We start from the raw sequence: 17,039 nt of genomic DNA on the forward strand, positions 1-17,039 counted from the left end.
GTACGGGAACGCCGGAGGGCCCCCAGCGCGATGCTGGGGGCCCTCCGGCGTTCCTTGCAGGGGGCGGAGCCGCTGGGGCTCAGCCCTCGTCGCGCCGCAGCGACGACTTGAGCTCCTTGAAACGGCCGAGCAGGCCGTTCACGAAGGCGGGCGACTCGTCCGTGGAGAACTCCTTGGCGAGCTGCACCGACTCGTCGAGTACGACCGCGTCCGGGGTCTCGTCCACCCAGATCAGTTCGTACGCGCCAAGGCGCAGGATGTTGCGGTCGACGACCGGCATCCTGTCGAGCGTCCAGTCGACGGCGTACTGCGAGATCAGCTCGTCGATGCGCCGCGCGTAGTTCGCGTAGCCCTCGACGAGCTGCATCGTGAACTCGCTCACCGGCGGCTGCCGGGTGTCGGTCCTGGAGTGCCGGATCCAGTCCGCGAGGACCGTCTGGACGTCGACGTCTCGCTGGTCACCCTCGAAGAGGATCTGGAAGGCACGTTTGCGGGCCGTATTGCGGGCAGCCACGGTTAGCTGTTCACCCGGCCGAGGTAGTCGCTCGTGCGGGTGTCGACCTTGATCTTCTCACCGGTGGTGATGAAGAGCGGGACGTTGATCTGGTGACCGGTCTCCAGGGTGGCGGGCTTGGTGCCACCCGTGGAGCGGTCGCCCTGGACGCCCGGCTCGGTCTCCTGGACGACGAGCTCGACGGCGGCCGGCATCTCGACGAAGAGCACCTCGCCCTCGTGCTGCGCCACGGTGGCGGTGAAGCCCTCGATCAGGAAGTTGGCGGAGTCGCCGACGGCCTTGCGGTCGACCATGAGCTGATCGTAGGTCTGCATGTCCATGAAGACGAAGTACTCGCCGTCCATGTACGAGAACTGCATGTCGCGCTTGTCGACAGTGGCCGTCTCGACCTTGACGCCGGCGTTGAACGTCTTGTCGACGACCTTGCCGGAAAGCACGTTCTTCAGCTTGGTACGCACGAAGGCCGGGCCCTTGCCGGGCTTGACGTGCTGAAACTCGACGACGGACCAGAGCTGGCCTCCGTCGAGCTTGAGCACCAGGCCGTTCTTGAGGTCGTTCGTGGAAGCCACGGTTGCGGAATCTCCTGGACTGACGTGGACGACCCCGGTGGCACGCGCACAGCTCGAAGCAGTCGAAGCGGTGAAGGCATTCGAAGCTTTCGAAACTAGAGCGCGAGCAGTTCCTTGGTCGTGATGGTGAGTAGCTCGGGTCCGCCGTCCGCCTCAGGGCGCACGACGAGCGTGTCATCGATCCGGACGCCGCCCCGGCCCGGGAGGTGGACCCCCGGTTCGACGGTGACCGGCACGCAAGCGTCCAGTTTACCCATGGCCGCGGGAGCCAACTGCGGCTCCTCGTCGATTTCGAGCCCCACACCGTGTCCGGTCGACGCCGGGAGGCCCTCCGTGTACCCCGCGGAGTCCAGCACCTGGCGGGCCGCGCGGTCCACTTCACGGTAGGCGGCGCCGGGCACCAGGGCTTCGCGGCCGGCCCGCTGGGATGCGAAGACGAGGTCGTACAGCTCGATCTGCCAGTCGGCGGGCGAGGTGCCGATGACGAAGGTACGGCCGATCTCGCAGCGGTATCCGCGGTAGGTCGCACCGAGGCAGACGGAGAGGAAATCTCCCTCCTCGACCCGGCGGTCGGTGGGCCGGTGCCCGCGGCGCCCGGAGTGCGGCCCCGTGCCGACCGACGTCCTGAAGGCCGGTCCGTCGGCGCCGTGGTCGACGAGGCGGCGTTCCAGTTCCAGCGCGAGGTGCCGTTCGGTGCGGCCGACGAGGATCGACTCCAGGAGTTCGCCCAGGGCCTGGTCGGCGATCTCCGCGCCGATGCGCAGACAGGCGATCTCCTCCTCGTCCTTGACCACACGCAGCTGTTCGACGGCCGCGCCGACGTCTGCGAGGCGCAGTCCGGGGGCCACCGAGGCGATCGCCCGGTGTCGGCCCACGGTCAGGTGGTGCTCCTCGACCGCGAGGGATTCGGCACCCTGCGACACAGCGAGGCCGGCGGCTGCGACAGCGGGGTCGCCTCCGGGACTCGGCACCGCGTGGACCCGGAGGGCCTCGTCAGGACGGCCCTCTCCGGCCGCGGCCTGGGGTGGCGTTCCGGGCGGGGCGCCGTACACGAGCAGGTCCTGCGTCCTGCCCAGCAGGAGAACCGCGCCCTGTGGCGCGGCGCCCGTGAGGTAGCGGACGTTGGCTGGGCGCGTGACCAGCGCGGAGGCGCTGCCGCTTGCGTTGCAGCGTTCCCGTAGCCGCGCTCGGCGGGTCTCGTACACCTCGAACATGGGGCGAGCGTATGGGATTCGCCCGGTTCGCGCCGGTTTGAGGGGCCCGAGCGGGTGCGCTGCGCGCAGCGCGCTGCGGCGGGAGGTTGTTTGCCGGGTGCGGGCCGGTGGGGGTTGATCGCGCAGTTCCCCGCGCCCCTGGGAGAGCCGGTGCGGGCTCGTTGGGGCGTACCTCTCAGGGGGCTGTGGCTACCACTGGGGCGGGCTGGCGATCGACCTCGCCAGTACGTCGTCCAGGACTCGGGCCGTCTGTGGGACGTCGAGCTGGGAGTTGTCGATGATCGGCAGGCCCGACCCGTACCAGCCGGCCATCCGGCCGTGGATGCGGGCCACCTCCTCGTCGGTGAGACGGCGGTTTCCGGAGCGCGCCGCGTTGCGCTCCAGGACTATTTCGAGGCCCGGCAGGAGGACGACCGGCAGCAGGCCGGGCCCGACGTGCCGCTTCCAGCCGCCGAGGCCCACGACGGGCCGGTCGGGAAAGACGGCGTCGTCGAGGACGCAGGAGATGTTGTTGGCCAGGAAGTTGCGGGCCGCGAAGCCGCAGGTGCGGCGGGCGAGACGATACTGCGCCTCCGACATGTCGTTCCAGCCCGACTGCGGGTCGGCGAAGCCCGAGCGCACCCATTCGCGCACATCGTCCAGGCTGATGTGCGCCGTGGGCACCCTGCGGTGGTCGGCCCAGTACTTGGCGACGCTGGTCTTGCCCGCGCCCGCGGGCCCGATGAGCAGCACGGCGAGCGTCGTGGACGTCGGATCGGGTGTGCCGGCCGCGGGCGGCGCGCTCGGCATCGGGACAGGACCGCCCGGCGGCAGCTGGACATGGCCCGTGGTGTCCGGCGTCGGCGGTACGGGAACGTGGTGCGGGACCGCGTGATGCGGCGCGGGCGGGTGGCCCGGCGGGTGCGGGGCGGCGGGCCCGGGATGCGCTCCGGCGAAGGCCGGCGGCGGACCCGCGGGCGGGTTCACCGGCGCCGGCCGCGGGGGCGGTCCCGGGGGCGCGCCGACGGGTGGGCCCGGGTGGTGCGCTCCCGGCTGTGGTGCGGCCCCCGGCCAGCCGGCGGCCGGTCCGTGCCCCGGCTGATGGGGCGGCGGCAGCGGAGGCCCCACTGCGTGCTGCATCCGGTGCCACTCCGTCTCGTACAGGCAATGGGCGCTGGCAGCGAGGCACCTACCCCGCTCCCTACCGAACGGTACCGTCCCCGGCCGCCGTTTGGTGAACGGCCGGGAACGGTCCGAAGTGCCCATCGACACAAGGCAAATCGACCCAAGTACCGCCTGCGGGGGTTATTCGCCCACTTCGCCGTAGGCGGCGAGGAGCACCGCCGGGTCGGGGCCCTCCAGGACGGTCGGCTTGGCCAGTCCGTCGAGGACGATGAAGCGGAGCAGGTCGCCTCGGGACTTCTTGTCGACCTTCATGTTCTCCAGGAGCTTCGGCCACTGGTCGTAGCGGTAGCTCAGCGGCAGCCCGACGGACTCCAGGATCGTGCGGTGCCGGTCCGCGGTGATGTCGTCGAGCCGCCCCGCGAGGCGGCCCAGTTCGGCCGCGAAGTGCATACCGACCGCGACCGCCGCGCCGTGCCGCCACTCGTAGCGCTCGTTCTTCTCGATGGCGTGGGCGAGGGTGTGCCCGTAGTTGAGGATCTCGCGCAGCCCGGACTCCTTCAGGTCGGACGAGACGACCTCGGCCTTGACCCTGATGGAGCGTTCGATCAGCTCGGCGGTGTGCGGCCCGGCGGGTGTACGGGCGCCCTGCGGGTCGGCCTCGATGAGCCCGAGGATCTCCGGGTCGGCGATGAAACCGGCCTTGATGATCTCGGCGAGCCCCGACACGAAGTCATGGACCGGCAGCGAGTCGAGCGCGGCGAGGTCGCACAGCACACCCGCGGGCGGGTGGAAGGCGCCGACCAGGTTCTTGCCCTCGGCGGTGTTGATGCCGGTCTTCCCGCCGACCGCCGCGTCCACCATGGCCAGCACGGTGGTGGGGATGGCGATCCAGCGCACCCCGCGCAGCCAGGTCGCCGCGACGAACCCCGCCAGGTCGGTGGTGGACCCGCCGCCGACACCGATGATCACGTCGGTGCGGGTGAAGCCGGACTGCCCGAGCGCCTTCCAGCAGTACGCGGCGACCTCGGCGGTCTTGGCCTCCTCCGCGTTGGGTACCTGGATGGCGACCGCCTCGAAGCCCTGTCCGGCCAGGTCGGCGCGGAGCGCGTCACCGGTCTCCGCGAGCGCCTCGGGGTGGATCACCGCGACCCGCTTGGTCCTCTCCCCCACCAACTGGCCCAGCTCACCGAGCAGTTGGCGGCCGACCAGGACCTCGTACGGCTCGCTGCCCGCCGTGCCGCCGACGTGGATCCTTGTCACCTGGTCCGCCATGTGTCCTCCTGCCGGGGGTCCGGGGATTCTTCCCCGGAAGATGCGGTCTTCAACTCCAGTGCGTCGAGGACCGCTCGGGTGACCTCTTCGGGAGTACGGCCGTCGGTGGCCACCACGGCGCTCGCGACCTCGCCGTACAAGGGCCGGCGGGCGTCCATCAACTCACGCCACGTCCGGCGCGGGTTGACCGCGAGCAGCGGGCGGGCCGCGTTCAGACCGGTGCGCTGTACCGCTTCCTCGACGTCCATCGAGAGGTACACGACGGGCTGTCCGGCGAGCAGCGCCCGGGTGTCCGCGTCGAGGACGGAACCGCCGCCCAGTGCCAGGACGCCGTCGTGTTCCGCGAGTGCCCGCCGCACGGCCTGCTTCTCGATGGCGCGGAAGACCGGTTCACCCTCGTCCACGAAGATGTCCGCGATGGTGCGGCCCTGCTCGGCCACGATGTTCTCGTCGGTGTCCCGGAAGCGGCAGCCGAGCCGCTCCGCGAGCAGCGCGCCGACGGTGGACTTGCCGACCCCCATCGGGCCGACCAGGACGACCCTGGGGCCGGTCACCGTACGACCAGGTGCTTGAGGTAGGACTCGACGTTGCGCCGGGTCTCGGGCACGCTGTCGCCGCCGAACTTCTCCGCCACGGCGTCCGCCAGGACCAGCGCGACCATCGCCTCGGCGACGATCCCCGCCGCCGGCACCGCGCACACGTCCGAGCGCTGGTGATGAGCCTTGGTCGCCTCGCCGGTCGCCACGTCGATGGTCGCCAGGGCACGCGGCACCGTGGCGATGGGCTTCATCGCCGCTCGCACACGCAGCAGTTCACCCGTCGTCAGACCGCCCTCGGTGCCACCGGAGCGGCCCGAGGTGCGCCGGATGCCCTCGTCGGTGTGGACGATCTCGTCGTGCGCCTTGGAACCCGGCACCCGCGCGAGGTCGAAGCCGTCGCCGACCTCCACGCCCTTGATCGCCTGGATGCCCATCAGCGCCGCCGCCAGCCGGGCGTCGAGGCGGCGGTCCCAGTGCACGTGCGAGCCCAGTCCCACGGGCACGCCGTACGCCAGGACCTCGACCACTCCGCCGAGCGTGTCGCCGTCCTTGTGGGCCTGGTCGATCTCCGCGACCATCGCCTTCGAGGCGTCCGCGTCCAGGCAGCGCACCGGGTCCGCGTCCAGCTTCCCGACATCGGCGGGCGTCGGGAGGACGCCGTACGGGGCCTTCGCCGCCGCCAGCTCCACCACGTGCGAGAGCACCTCGATACCGGCGGTCTCCTTCAGGTACGAACGGGCCACCGCGCCCAGCGCCACCCGCGCCGCCGTCTCCCGCGCGGACGCCCGCTCCAGGATCGGCCGCGCCTCGTCGAACCCGTACTTCTGCATTCCGGCGAGGTCGGCGTGGCCGGGCCTCGGCCGGGTCAGCGGGGCGTTGCGCGCCAGTTCACCGAGGATCTTCGGATCGACCGGGTCGGCCGCCATCACCTGTTCCCACTTGGGCCACTCCGTGTTGCCGACCATCACCGCGACCGGCGATCCGAGGGTGAGACCGTGACGGACCCCGCCCAGGAAGGTGACCTCGTCCCGCTCGAACTTCATCCGCGCACCGCGCCCGTAGCCCAGACGCCGCCGGGCCAGGTGGTCCGCCACCATGTCCGTGGTGATCGGCACGCCGGCGGGAAGACCCTCCAACGTCGCCACCAGTGCGGGACCGTGGGACTCCCCGGCGGTCAGCCAGCGCAACCTGCTCAACGGTGCTCCTCATGCTCGCGCCCTGGTGCTGCGTGCTCCTTCGCGTACGCGCGTCCTCGCGTACGGCGGCGGCGCGACCGGGTGCGCGGCCCTGGCCCGCCGCCTCGGATTGTCCCACGTCCGCGTTCTCTGCCCGGCCCCAGGTCCACCAGGCGGACGCGGGCCCCGGCGCGCTCGCGTCACGCCGAGGTGTCGTCCGGCCGGGGCTGTGGGGCGTACGAGCCCAGATAGTCGGTGCCGCGGCCCTGCGCGTACCGTGCCGCCGCGGGAATGGGCTGCCCCGAGCGCACCGCCCGGTGGTAGGCGAGCTTGCGCTTCAGCTTGACGGTCCAGAGCGTGAGGAACCCGAGCGCCACGAGTCCGAGCGCGGTGCCCTTCGCCCAGTCCGGCAGGAACCCGACCGTCACCTGGAAGATCTCCGACTTCCAGCCCGCCTGTGTCACGTACATGGATCAGTCCCCCCGATTCCCCCGACGCCGCCCCCTGCGGAATCGAAAACCGGATCCTAGCTGTCGGCCCTACCTGGCCGCGAGGGACTTCTCCCCCGCTGTTCGCATGGTGCCGATCGGGGCCGGAGTCAGGCCCGTCATCTGCTCGACTTGGAGGACCGCCTGGTGTACAAGCAGGTCGAGGCCGCTGACGACGGCGCCTCCGTAGGCGGACCAGCGTGCCGCCAGGTCGGTCGGCCACGGGTCGTACAGGACGTCGAAGAGGGTGGCGGGCCGCTCGGGGACGGACGAGGCGAGTGCGTCGGTGGTGCCCGCCGGGGTGGTCGCGATCACCAGTGGGGCGCTCAGCGCCCGCCCGGCGTCCGCCCAGTCGGCCGTACGCACCTCGATGTCGAGCCGCTCGCCCCATTGCCGCATCTCGGCGGCGCGCGCCGCACTGCGGACGTACGCGACGACCTCGCCCGTGCAGACACGGGCGAGCGCGGCCAGCGCGGAGGAGGCGGTGGCGCCCGCGCCGAGAATCGCCGCGGAGTCCACTTGCTCGATGCCCGTCTCGCGCAGGGCGGCGACGATCCCGGGGATGTCGGTGTTGTCGCCGACGCGGCGCCCGTCCTCGGTGAACACCACCGTGTTCACGGCCTCGACGGAGGCCGCGGTGTCACTGATCCTGTCGAGCAGCGGAATCACCGACCGCTTCAGCGGCATCGTCAGCGAGAGTCCGGCCCACTCGGGACCGAGTTTCCCGACGAATTCGGGCAGCGCCGCCTCGTCGATGTCGAAGCGGTCGTACGACCAATTGTCCAGACCCAGTTCCTCGTACGCGGCGCGATGCAGTACCGGGGAAAGGGAATGGTCGATCGGGGAGCCGAGAACGGCGGCTCGGCACCGCCGGCCCCCGTCAGTCCTTGTTGCGCCGTTCATTGAATTTCTGAACCAACTTCTCGTGATCGGCCAAGGTCTTGGTGAAGTCCGTCTTCTTGCCGTCGATGGAGATGAAGAAAATCCACGCACCGTCGTCCGGTTTCAGCGCCGCCTTCAGCGCGTCGTCGCCCGGATTTCCGATCGGACCGGGCGGAAGACCCTTGTAGAAGTACGTGTTGTAGGGGTCGTCGAAGTTGCGAATCTCGTCGACGGAGATATCGATCTTGCTCTGACCCTTGAGGTAGTTGTACGTCGAGTCGAACTCGAGTTTCTGGTTGGTGACGTTGTTCGTCGTCTTCAGCCGGTTGTAGACGACGGATGCCATCTTCTTGAAGTCGTCGTGCGTGATGCCCTCGGCCTGGACGAGGCTCGCCACCGTGACGACCTGCAGCGGGTCGTCGAGACCGAGACCCTCGGCCTTCGCCTCCACGTCGTACTCGGCGTACTTCTCCTTGGCCTGCGACACCATTTGCTTCAGGACGGCCTCGGGCTTCATATCCTTGTCCGCGGGGTAGGTCGCCGGATAGAGGAATCCTTCCAGCGGATCCTTGATGTCACTGTCGTCGTTCGCCCAGTCCGGAAGCCCGAGGCTGTTGTACTTCTTTTTGGCGACGTCCGCGGTACTGCCCTTGGAAAGCCCCAGCTGCTTGTCGATCGCCGCGTACACCGTGACGTTGCGCTGCCCCTCCCTGACCACCAGCTTGTTCTGGCTCTTGGGGTCGAGCATCAACGAGACAGCGCTTTCTGCGGACATCTGCTTCTTCAGCAGATAGGAACCCGCCTGAATCTTGTCCCCGTCCGAGTTCTGCGACTGCGCCGTCACGAAAGCGTCCACACTTCTTACGACGCCGGCCGCCTTCAGCCGCTGGCCGATCACAGATCCGAAGGCGCCCTTGGGAATCACGACGGTCACCTGTTCGCCCGTACCGTCGCCCGCATAGTCCGGGGCCGAGCCGAAACGGCTCTGGTAGAACTGGTAGCCGAAATATCCGGCGCCGCCGATCACCGAGGTGAGGACGAGGGAAACGACCAGACAGGCACAGCCGCTCCGGCGCTTCTTCTCGCCCTCGCCCTTGCCTTTACTCTTTCCCTTACTCTTGCCTTTGCCCTTGCTCCCTTTACCGCCTTTGCCACGCCGCCCGTCCTGCGGGTCGTCGCCGGTGTCGTCGCCGGTGTCGTCCTCGTCGTCGTCACCGCCCGCGAAGAACGCGTGCTCGCCCTGGTCCGGGCCCGGGTCCCAGTCGGTCCGCTGCGGTTCCGGTTCGGCACCGCGGCGACTCGGCGGTTCCGGCGGCGGATACGCGTCGGGGGTCCCGTAGTAGTCGGCCTGCTGACCGCCGTACGCCGCGGCCTGGCCGCCGTAGGGGTCGTTCGGGTCACCGCTGTACGGGACCTGCTGCTGCGGCTGGTACTGCTGGCCAGGGTTCCAGCCGCCGCCGTCGTACGGCTGACCGTTCTGGTCGTACTGCTGGCCGCCCTGGTTGTGGTAGCCCTGCCCACCCTGGCCGTTGTACTGCTGCGGAGAATGACCGTCGTACTGCTGCTGGCCCTGGACGTACTGTTGTTGCTCATGGTCGTAGCCGGGCTGCCCGCCCGTGCCCCAGTCGCCGTACTGCTGCTGCTCCGGATGGTGCTGCGGCTGGCCGCCGTAGGGGGACTGGGCCGCCTGGGCCTCCTGTCCTCCCCATCCGCCGTCCCCGTACAACGGGTCCTCGGGATGCCACGGTTCGGAGCCAGGGCCCCGGCCATACTCGGTCATCGATCCCCTAGAGCCGCGAGACGGCGGTGGCTGAGCTCGGCTACCGTCCGCCTCTCTTCTGTGCGGAGGCTATTCGAACACCACCGCATCGCGCGGAACGTTACCGTACCGCGATCAGATGACCACTTCGACGCCCTCGCCCGGGGAGGTACCTGACGCCCGTTCGGACTCCAGTGCCTGCTGGAGGATGATCACGGCCGCCACCTGGTCGATGACCGATCTGCCCTTCTTGGTCTTCACGCCCGAGGCGCGCAGTCCCTGACTGGCCGTCACTGTGGTCATCCTCTCGTCCACGAGCCGCACCGGAACGGGGGCGATGCCCCGAGCGAGGTCCTGCGCGAAGGCCCGGACCTTGACGGCGGCCGGGCCCTCGCCCCCCTTGAGTGAACGCGGGAGACCGACGACGACCTCGATCGGTTCGTACTCCTCGACGAGTTGCCGCAGCCGCCGATGGGCGGCCGGGACGTCCCGCCCCGGCACGGTCTCCACCGGGGTGGCGAGGATCCCGTCGGGGTCGCACGAGGCGACCCCGATCCGGGCGTCCCCGACGTCGACGGCGAGACGGCGACCGCGGCGCATGACCCGCTCGCCGTCGCTCACTTGGCGGTCTCGGCCACGAGGCGCTCGACGGCGTCGGTGGCCTCACCGATGGCGGCCGGGTTCTGGCCGCCGCCCTGGGCGACGTCGGGCTTGCCGCCACCGCCGCCGCCGAGGGTCTTGGCAGCCGTACGCACCAGGTCACCGGCCTTGAGACCGCGCTCGCGGGCGGCCTCGTTGGTGGCGATGACCGTCAGCGGCTTGCCGCCCACCGTGCTGAACAGGGCTACCACGGCAGCACGTCCGCCCTGGATGCGGCCGCGCACGTCGAGGACCAGCCTGCGCAGGTCGTCGGCGCTCGTGCCGTCCGGCACCTGGCCGGTGACCAGCGCGATGCCCCGTACGTCCTTGGCGGACCCGGCGAGACCGGCGGCGGCCTGGAGGACCTTTTCCGCGCGGAACTTCTCGATCTCCTTCTCGGCGTCCTTCAGCTTGCCGAGCATGGCCGAGACCTTCTCGGGAAGCTCCTCCGGACGGCCCTTGATCAGCTCCTGGAGCTGGGCGACGACCGTGTGCTCGCGGGCGAGGAAGTTGTAGGCGTCGACACCGACCAGCGCCTCGATACGGCGTACACCCGAACCGATCGACGACTCGCCGAGCAGCTTCACCAGGCCGAGCTGGGAGGTGTTGTGCACGTGCGTGCCGCCGCACAGCTCCTTGGAGAAGTCGCCGATGGTGACGACCCGGACGCGCTCGCCGTACTTCTCGCCGAACTCGGCGATGGCGCCCTGCTTCTTGGCCTCGTCGATGCTCAGGATCTCGGCGTGGACGTCCAGGTCGCGGGTGAGCACCTCGTTGATCTTCTGCTCGACGTCCGTCATCACGGCCGTGGGTACGGCGGCCGGGGAGCCGAAGTCGAAGCGGAAGCGGCCGGGCTGGTTCTCGGAACCGGCCTGGGCGGCCGTCGGGCCGAGGGCGTCGCGCAGGGCCTGGTGGGTGAGGTGCGTGGCCGAGTGGGCGCGGGCGATGGCGGTGCGGCGGCGCACGTCGATGACGGCCTGGGCCTTGGCACCGACGGTCACCTCGCCGACCTGGACGACGCCCTTGTGGACGTACACCCCGGGGACCGGCTTCTGGCAGTCGCGGATCTCGATCACGGCGCCGGTGTCGATCCTGATGCGGCCGGTGTCACCGATCTGGCCACCGCCCTCGGCGTAGAACGGGGTGCGGTCGAGGACGATCTCGACCTCGTCGCCCTCGGTGGCGGCGGGCGAGGCGGCGCCGTCGACGAGGATGCCGACGACCGTGGACTCACCCTCGGTGCTCGCGTAGCCGATGAAGTCGGTCTCGCCGGCGGCGTCGGCGATCTCGCGGTACGCGCCCATGTCGGCGTGGCCGGTCTTCTTGGCCCGGGCGTCGGCCTTGGCGCGCTCCCGCTGCTCCTTCATGAGGCGCCGGAAACCGTCCTCGTCCACGGAAAGGCCCTGTTCGGCGGCCATCTCCAGGGTGAGGTCGATGGGGAAGCCCCAGGTGTCGTGGAGCAGGAAGGCCTTGTCGCCGGACAGGACCTGGCCGCCGGCGGCCCTGGTCTCCGTGACGGCGGTGTCGAGGATGTTGGTGCCGCCCTTGAGGGCCTTGAGGAAGGCGGCCTCCTCGGCGAGGGCCACGGTCTCGATGCGCCGCCGGTCGCTGACGAGCTCGGGGTACTGCCGGCCCATCATCTCGATCACGACGTCGACGAGGTCCTGGACGACCGGGCCGGTGGCGCCGAGCAGGCGCATGTTGCGGATGGCGCGGCGCATGATGCGGCGCAGCACATAGCCGCGGCCCTCGTTGCCCGGCGAGACGCCGTCGCCGATGAGCATCACGGACGTCCGCATGTGGTCGGTGACCACGCGCAGCGAGACGTCGGAGCCCTGGGCGGCGCCGTACTCGATGCCGGTCAGCTCGGTGGCCTTCTTGATGACGGCCATGGAGGTGTCGATCTCGTACAGGTTCTGCACGTCCTGCAGGATCATGGCGAGGCGTTCCAGGCCGAGGCCGGTGTCGATGTTCTGGCTCGGCAGGTCGCCGAGGATCTCGAAGTCCTCCTTCGAGGTGCCCTCGCCGCGCTCGTACTGCATGAAGACGAGGTTCCAGATCTCCACGTACCGCTCGTCGTTGACGGCGGGGCCGCCCTCGACTCCGAACTCGGGGCCGCGGTCGTAGTTGATCTCGGAACACGGACCGCAGGGGCCCGGGACGCCCATGGACCAGTAGTTGTCCTTCTTGCCGAGGCGCTGGATGCGCTCCTTGGGGACGCCGACGACCTCGTGCCAGATGCGCTCGGCCTCGTCGTCCTCCAGGTACACGGTGATCCAGAGCTTCTCGGGCTCCAGGCCGTAACCGCCCTTGTCCTGGGGGCTGGTGAGCAGCTCCCAGGCGTACTTGATGGCGCCTTCCTTGAAGTAGTCGCCGAAGGAGAAGTTGCCGCACATCTGGAAGAACGTGCCGTGCCGGGTGGTCTTGCCGACCTCCTCGATGTCCGGCGTCCGGACACACTTCTGCACGCTGGTGGCACGGGCGAACGGGGGCTTGACCTCACCGAGGAAGTAGGGCTTGAAGGGCACCATGCCGGCCGGGACCAGGAGCAGGGTCGGATCGTCCGCGATGAGCGACGCCGAAGGGACGACGGTGTGCCCGCGCTCCTCGAAGAAGCTCAACCAGCGGCGACGAATCTCGGCCGACTCCATCAGTGGTCCTCATTCCGGTTGTGCGAGTACGTCGACCCCTCGACGTACTTCGGGTTCTTGCGGTACTTCGGGTCGTTGCTGTACTTCGCGTCGTCGCTGTTCTCGATGGCGGCGACGCGGCGCGCGGAGGGCGGTTCGGGATCGGCGTTCAGTCCGAGCACCTCGCCCAGTTCCGCCTCGCGCTGGGCCATGCCGTGGCGGACGTCGAGCGCGAAGTCCTTGACGCGGTGGCCCGCTTCGAGCGCCTTGTTGGCGGCCTGGGCCGCGAGGCTCTCGGGCGTCAGCTGCCTGATCTTGCGGTTGACCTTGGTGGTGGCCCACACACCGGCGGCTGCGCCCGCGGTGAACCAGAACGTACGGCGGAACATCGCTGCGTCAGTCCTTCTTCCGCTTTCCCCGTCGCGCCGACGGGACGGTGCGGCCCACGATCACGGTACGACGCGCGGGCTTGGCGGGCTCGTCCTCGCGGCGGCCGCCCATGGCCCGGCGCACGCCGTAGCCGAACGCCGCCACCTTGACCAGTGGGCCGCCGAAGGTCGATGCGACGGTCGTGGAGAGCGCCGACGCGTTCGACGTGACCTCCTGGACGTCGGAGGCGATGGCGTCGACCCGGTCGATCTGGGTCTGCGCGGAGCGCACGGCGGCGGAAGCGTCCGCGAGGAGCGGGACCGTCTGTTCGGTCACGTCCGCGACGAGCTTGGTGGTCGCCCTGAGCGTCTGGGCCAGCCTCGCGAGTGCCACCGCGAGGAAGGAGACCAGGATCGCCCAGAAGACGGCCACCAGAATCCCGGCCACCTCACCACCGGACACTGCGCACCCGCTCCCTGGATTCGTGCCTCACCATCGAAAAATTCGTCCCCCGACCCTATCGCGCCGGAGCTGCCGCCTCGTACCGGATTACCACCCGCCGGGACCGCACCCGGCAGCGAATCCCCGGGCGCCCCCGGACATGCGAGAACCCGCCGCCTCGCCCACCCGGAAGGGCGGCGGGGCGACGGGCCGGAGCAGGCGCGAAGCCGGTGGTGCGGTGTACGCCGAATCAGCGGGCGTAGTACTCGACGACCAGCTGCTCGTCGCAGATCACCGGGATCTCCTTGCGGTTCGGCTCGCGGTCCAGGCGGAACGCCAGGGCGCCGAGGTTCACCTGGAGGTAGCGCGGGGTCTCGCCGTCGGGGGCGAAGCCACCGGCGCGGGAAACCTCGAACAGCGTCTTGCTGCGGCTGCGCTCGCGGACCATCACGACGTCGTCGGGCCTGACGCGGAAGGACGGCTTGTCGACCTTGCCACCGTTGACCTCGATGTGGCCGTGCACGACCATCTGGCGGGCCTGGTAGATCGTGCGGGCGATGCCCGAACGCAGGACCAGCGCGTCGAGACGCCGCTCCAGCTCGATGACCAGGGCCTCACCGGTCTTGCCCTGCGTCTTGGCGGCACGCTCGTAGGCGCGGACGAGCTGGCGCTCGGACACGTCGTACTGCGCGCGCAGACGCTGCTTCTCCAGCAGACGGACCTTGTAGTCCGAGTTCTGCTTGCGGCCACGGCCGTGCTCACCGGGCGGGTAAGGGCGGGCCTCGAAGTACTTGACGGCCTTCGGGGTCAGCGCGATGCCGAGGGCACGCGACTTCTTGACCTTGGGGCGGGGCTGGTTCGCCACTTCTTTTCCTTCTTCTCTTCGGCTGCCTCAGGGTTACGGGAGGTCGCATCCGCAGCCGGGGATTCCCGTCAGGTCCGCGAGGGACATGTCGGGCAGCCGCTCCCCTGTGCTGGGCACATACGTGCAGCACACGAACGGCCCACCGGCCGGTCCCGGAACTCCGGGTGGTGGTGGGCTGCCCGCGACACCTACAACGGTGCGCGACGCTCCTGGATCGAAAGATCCGGCTGGATGTCCCGCCTGAGGCGCCGACCGGAGTCGGACACGGGACTCAGCACTGCGGGCGAGTCTACAGGGTGCTCAGGACCGCTCTCGACCGAGATCCCTCGGATGCCCTCAGGTGTTTCCTGTGCCCTTCAGGTGTTTCCTGGTCCACGCGACCGCGTCCGCGTAGCGCGCCTCGGCGCCGTGCCGGGTCGGCGTGTAGTACTCGCGGTCCTTGAGCTCCTCGGGCGCGTACTGCTGGGCGGCGATGCCTTCGGGCAGGTCGTGCGGATACACGTACCCCTGCGCGTGGCCGAGCTTGGCCGCGCCCTTGTAGTGCCCGTCGCGCAGATGCATCGGCACGGGGCCGGCGTGGCCCTTGCGTACGTCCTCCATGGCGGCGCCGATCGCTGTCGTCGCGGCGTTCGACTTCGGGGCCAGGGCGAGGGCGATGGTGGCGTGGCTGAGGGTGAGCGCGGCCTCGGGGAAGCCGATCATGGCGACGGCCTGAGCGGCCGCGACGGCTGTCGGCAAGGCGTTCGGATCGGCGAGGCCGATGTCCTCGCTGGCGGAGATCATCAGCCGGCGGGCGATGAACCGTGGATCCTCGCCGGCCTCGATCATCCGGGCCAGGTAGTGCAACGCCGCGTCGACGTCCGAGCCCCGGATGGACTTGATCAGGGCGCTGGCCACGTCGTAGTGCTGGTCGCCGTCGCGGTCGTACTTCACCGCGGCCCGGTCGACGGTCTCCTCCAGGGTCTGGAGGGTGATCTCGGCGTCGCCCTTGTCGAGTGCGGCCCCGGCGGCAGCCTCCAGAGCGGTGAGGGCACGCCGGGCGTCGCCGCCGGCGATCCGCAGGAGGTGCTCCTCGCTGGCCTCGGGGAGGGCGAGGGCGCCCTTGAGGCCACGCTCGTCGGTGAGCGCCCGGCGCAGCAGCCCCCGCAGGTCGTCGTCCGTGAGCGGTTCGAGCGTGAGGAGGAGCGAGCGGGACAGCAGAGGAGAAATGATGGAGAAGTACGGGTTCTCCGTCGTCGCCGCGATCAACGTCACCCAGCGGTTCTCCACGGCCGGGAGCAGGGAGTCCTGCTGGGCCTTGCTGAAGCGGTGGATCTCGTCGAGGAAGAGGACGGTCTCCTTGCCGAAGCCTCCCGTGGCCCGGCGGGCGCTCTCGATGACCGCGCGCACCTCCTTGACGCCCGCGGTGATCGCGGAGAGCTCCACGAAGCGCTTGTTCGTCGCCTTGGAGACCACGTACGCCAGGGTCGTCTTACCGGTGCCCGGCGGACCCCAGAGGATCACCGAGGAGGGTCCGGCCGGGCCTCCGCCGCCCTCGCCGACGAGTCTGCGCAGGGGTGAGCCCGGCTTCAGCAGATGCTGCTGGCCCTCGACCTCGTCGAGGGTGCGCGGGCGCATCCGTACGGCCAGGGGACTGCTGGACGGGTCCTTCTCCTGGCGTTCTTCGGCTGCGGCGGTAAACAGGTCGGGCTCCACGTGCGAAACCCTATGTCACGCCACTGACAGAGCGGCCCCGCCCTTGTCCCGCAAGGGATCTGCCGGGAATCTGCCCGGGATCCCCCCTGCGGGGCTCCGCCGGTCGCGCGTCAGCTGGTCCAGAAGTCCCACCAGCGCGTGAGGATCAGCATGCCGATGATCCCGATGTGCATGACCGGCAGCACCCAGGCGAACTCGGCGAGGAACCCCTTCAGCCAGCCGGGCGCGGGCAGGAGGCCGTTTCGGACGTTGTGCGAGGTCACGGTCCAGAACATGATGATCGTCGCGGCCCAGGCGAGGCAGCACCACAGGCACAGCGAGTTGATGTTGTACAGCGACTGGTACTGCAGCCAGGTCACGAATCCGACGCCGAACAACGTGCCCGCGTTGAGGGTCAGCCAGTACCAGCGCGGGAAGGCGGCCCGGCCGAACAGGCTCATGCCGACGCAGATCACCATGCCGTAGGCGACGAGGCCCAGCATCGGGTTGGGGAATCCGAAGACGGAGGCCTGGTCGCTCTTCATGATGTTGCCGCAGGAAACGACCGGGTTCAGGCTGCAGCCCGGCGTGAAGTTCGGGTCCTCCAGCAGCTTGAACTTGTCGATGGTGATGACCCAGGAGGCCAGCAGCCCGGCCGCACCGGTGATCACCAGCAGAAGCGCGAGGAAACGGCCGCCGCCCACGGCTCGCGGGGCTCCGGCGGCGTCCTGGCCGTTGGAGACGCCTTCCCTGACTGTCGTCTTGCTCATCACGCCGTTTCCGTAGCTTGAGAGGGCCTTCCGGGCACGGTCATTGTGCCGCACACGCGCGTGTGTCCACCGTTCGATGGACATAAGGAAGTACGTGCGGTCGTCCCGGAACGCTCGCTTCGGCGGGAGGCTCGT

At 69.8% G+C, this 17,039-nt stretch carries 17 protein-coding genes; all 17 read right to left on the bottom strand.

All coding sequences use genetic code 11. From position 1 onward, the window contains the following. Positions 1-79 precede the first annotated feature (79 nt). The 17 genes from nusB to AB0D14_RS27975 all read right to left on the bottom strand — a co-directional run bounded on the left by nusB (position 80) and on the right by AB0D14_RS27975 (position 16,904). Positions 80-514 (bottom strand): transcription antitermination factor NusB, encoded by a 435-nt coding sequence (gene nusB / locus AB0D14_RS27895; RefSeq protein ID WP_362784246.1) that lies wholly within the window; start codon positions 512-514, stop codon positions 80-82. A 2-nt stretch (positions 515-516) separates the two neighbouring features. Beyond that, on the bottom strand, positions 517-1,083 hold the full coding sequence (gene efp, locus AB0D14_RS27900) for an elongation factor P (RefSeq protein ID WP_362784249.1): 567 nt from the start codon (positions 1,081-1,083) through the stop codon (positions 517-519). 95 nt (positions 1,084-1,178) lie between these two features. Next, the gene (locus tag AB0D14_RS27905; RefSeq protein ID WP_362784252.1) at positions 1,179-2,297 is read right to left on the bottom strand and encodes an aminopeptidase P family protein; all 1,119 of its coding nucleotides are present in this window, start codon (positions 2,295-2,297) and stop codon (positions 1,179-1,181) included. Between the two features lie 189 nt (positions 2,298-2,486). Then, the gene (locus AB0D14_RS27910) at positions 2,487-3,416 is read right to left on the bottom strand and encodes a Pro-rich N-terminal domain-containing protein (protein ID WP_362784255.1); all 930 of its coding nucleotides are present in this window, start codon (positions 3,414-3,416) and stop codon (positions 2,487-2,489) included. A 165-nt stretch (positions 3,417-3,581) separates the two neighbouring features. Then, positions 3,582-4,673 carry a 3-dehydroquinate synthase gene (gene aroB / locus AB0D14_RS27915; RefSeq protein WP_362784258.1) on the bottom strand — a complete coding sequence of 364 codons (1,092 nt, stop codon included), beginning with the start codon at positions 4,671-4,673 and terminating at the stop codon, positions 3,582-3,584. Continuing rightward, positions 4,658-5,194 carry a shikimate kinase gene (locus AB0D14_RS27920; protein WP_362784492.1) on the bottom strand — a complete coding sequence of 179 codons (537 nt, stop codon included), beginning with the start codon at positions 5,192-5,194 and terminating at the stop codon, positions 4,658-4,660. The genes aroB and AB0D14_RS27920 overlap by 16 nt, the downstream gene beginning before the upstream one ends. Positions 5,195-5,223: 29 nt before the next feature. Further along, complete coding sequence (gene aroC, locus AB0D14_RS27925; protein ID WP_362784260.1) at positions 5,224-6,408, bottom strand: chorismate synthase; 1,185 nt, start codon at positions 6,406-6,408, stop codon at positions 5,224-5,226. Positions 6,409-6,587: 179 nt separating this feature from the next. After that, positions 6,588-6,857 carry a hypothetical protein gene (locus AB0D14_RS27930; RefSeq protein ID WP_362784263.1) on the bottom strand — a complete coding sequence of 90 codons (270 nt, stop codon included), beginning with the start codon at positions 6,855-6,857 and terminating at the stop codon, positions 6,588-6,590. A gap of 69 nt (positions 6,858-6,926) precedes the next feature. Beyond that, positions 6,927-7,778, bottom strand: coding sequence for a shikimate dehydrogenase (locus AB0D14_RS27935; RefSeq protein WP_362784265.1), 852 nt, complete (start codon positions 7,776-7,778; stop codon positions 6,927-6,929). Further along, positions 7,756-9,537, bottom strand: a complete 1,782-nt coding sequence (gene mltG, locus AB0D14_RS27940) for an endolytic transglycosylase MltG (RefSeq protein ID WP_362784268.1) — start codon at positions 9,535-9,537, stop codon at positions 7,756-7,758. The genes AB0D14_RS27935 and mltG overlap by 23 nt, the downstream gene beginning before the upstream one ends. Positions 9,538-9,651: 114 nt before the next feature. Then, a complete protein-coding gene (gene ruvX, locus AB0D14_RS27945; RefSeq protein ID WP_362784495.1) occupies positions 9,652-10,116 on the bottom strand; it encodes a Holliday junction resolvase RuvX in 465 nt (154 codons plus the stop codon). 17 nt (positions 10,117-10,133) lie between these two features. Then, entirely contained in the window at positions 10,134-12,806 is a 2,673-nt protein-coding gene (alaS, locus tag AB0D14_RS27950) for an alanine--tRNA ligase (RefSeq protein WP_362784270.1), read from the bottom strand. Next, on the bottom strand, positions 12,806-13,174 hold the full coding sequence (locus tag AB0D14_RS27955; protein ID WP_362784273.1) for a DUF6167 family protein: 369 nt from the start codon (positions 13,172-13,174) through the stop codon (positions 12,806-12,808). Before AB0D14_RS27955 ends, alaS begins: the two co-directional genes overlap by 1 nt. A gap of 7 nt (positions 13,175-13,181) precedes the next feature. Continuing rightward, positions 13,182-13,616 (bottom strand): DUF948 domain-containing protein, encoded by a 435-nt coding sequence (locus tag AB0D14_RS27960; protein WP_362784275.1) that lies wholly within the window; start codon positions 13,614-13,616, stop codon positions 13,182-13,184. Between the two features lie 229 nt (positions 13,617-13,845). Further along, complete coding sequence (gene rpsD, locus AB0D14_RS27965) at positions 13,846-14,460, bottom strand: 30S ribosomal protein S4 (protein WP_164315037.1); 615 nt, start codon at positions 14,458-14,460, stop codon at positions 13,846-13,848. 336 nt (positions 14,461-14,796) lie between these two features. Further along, positions 14,797-16,155 carry a replication-associated recombination protein A gene (locus AB0D14_RS27970; protein WP_362784279.1) on the bottom strand — a complete coding sequence of 453 codons (1,359 nt, stop codon included), beginning with the start codon at positions 16,153-16,155 and terminating at the stop codon, positions 14,797-14,799. Between the two features lie 110 nt (positions 16,156-16,265). Further along, positions 16,266-16,904: a vitamin K epoxide reductase family protein gene (locus AB0D14_RS27975; RefSeq protein WP_362784282.1), complete on the bottom strand. Its 639-nt coding sequence runs from the start codon at positions 16,902-16,904 to the stop codon at positions 16,266-16,268. Positions 16,905-17,039: the final 135 nt, after the last annotated feature.

The sequence above is a fragment of the Streptomyces sp. NPDC048484 genome (assembly GCF_040651415.1).
GTDB lineage: Bacteria > Actinomycetota > Actinomycetes > Streptomycetales > Streptomycetaceae > Streptomyces.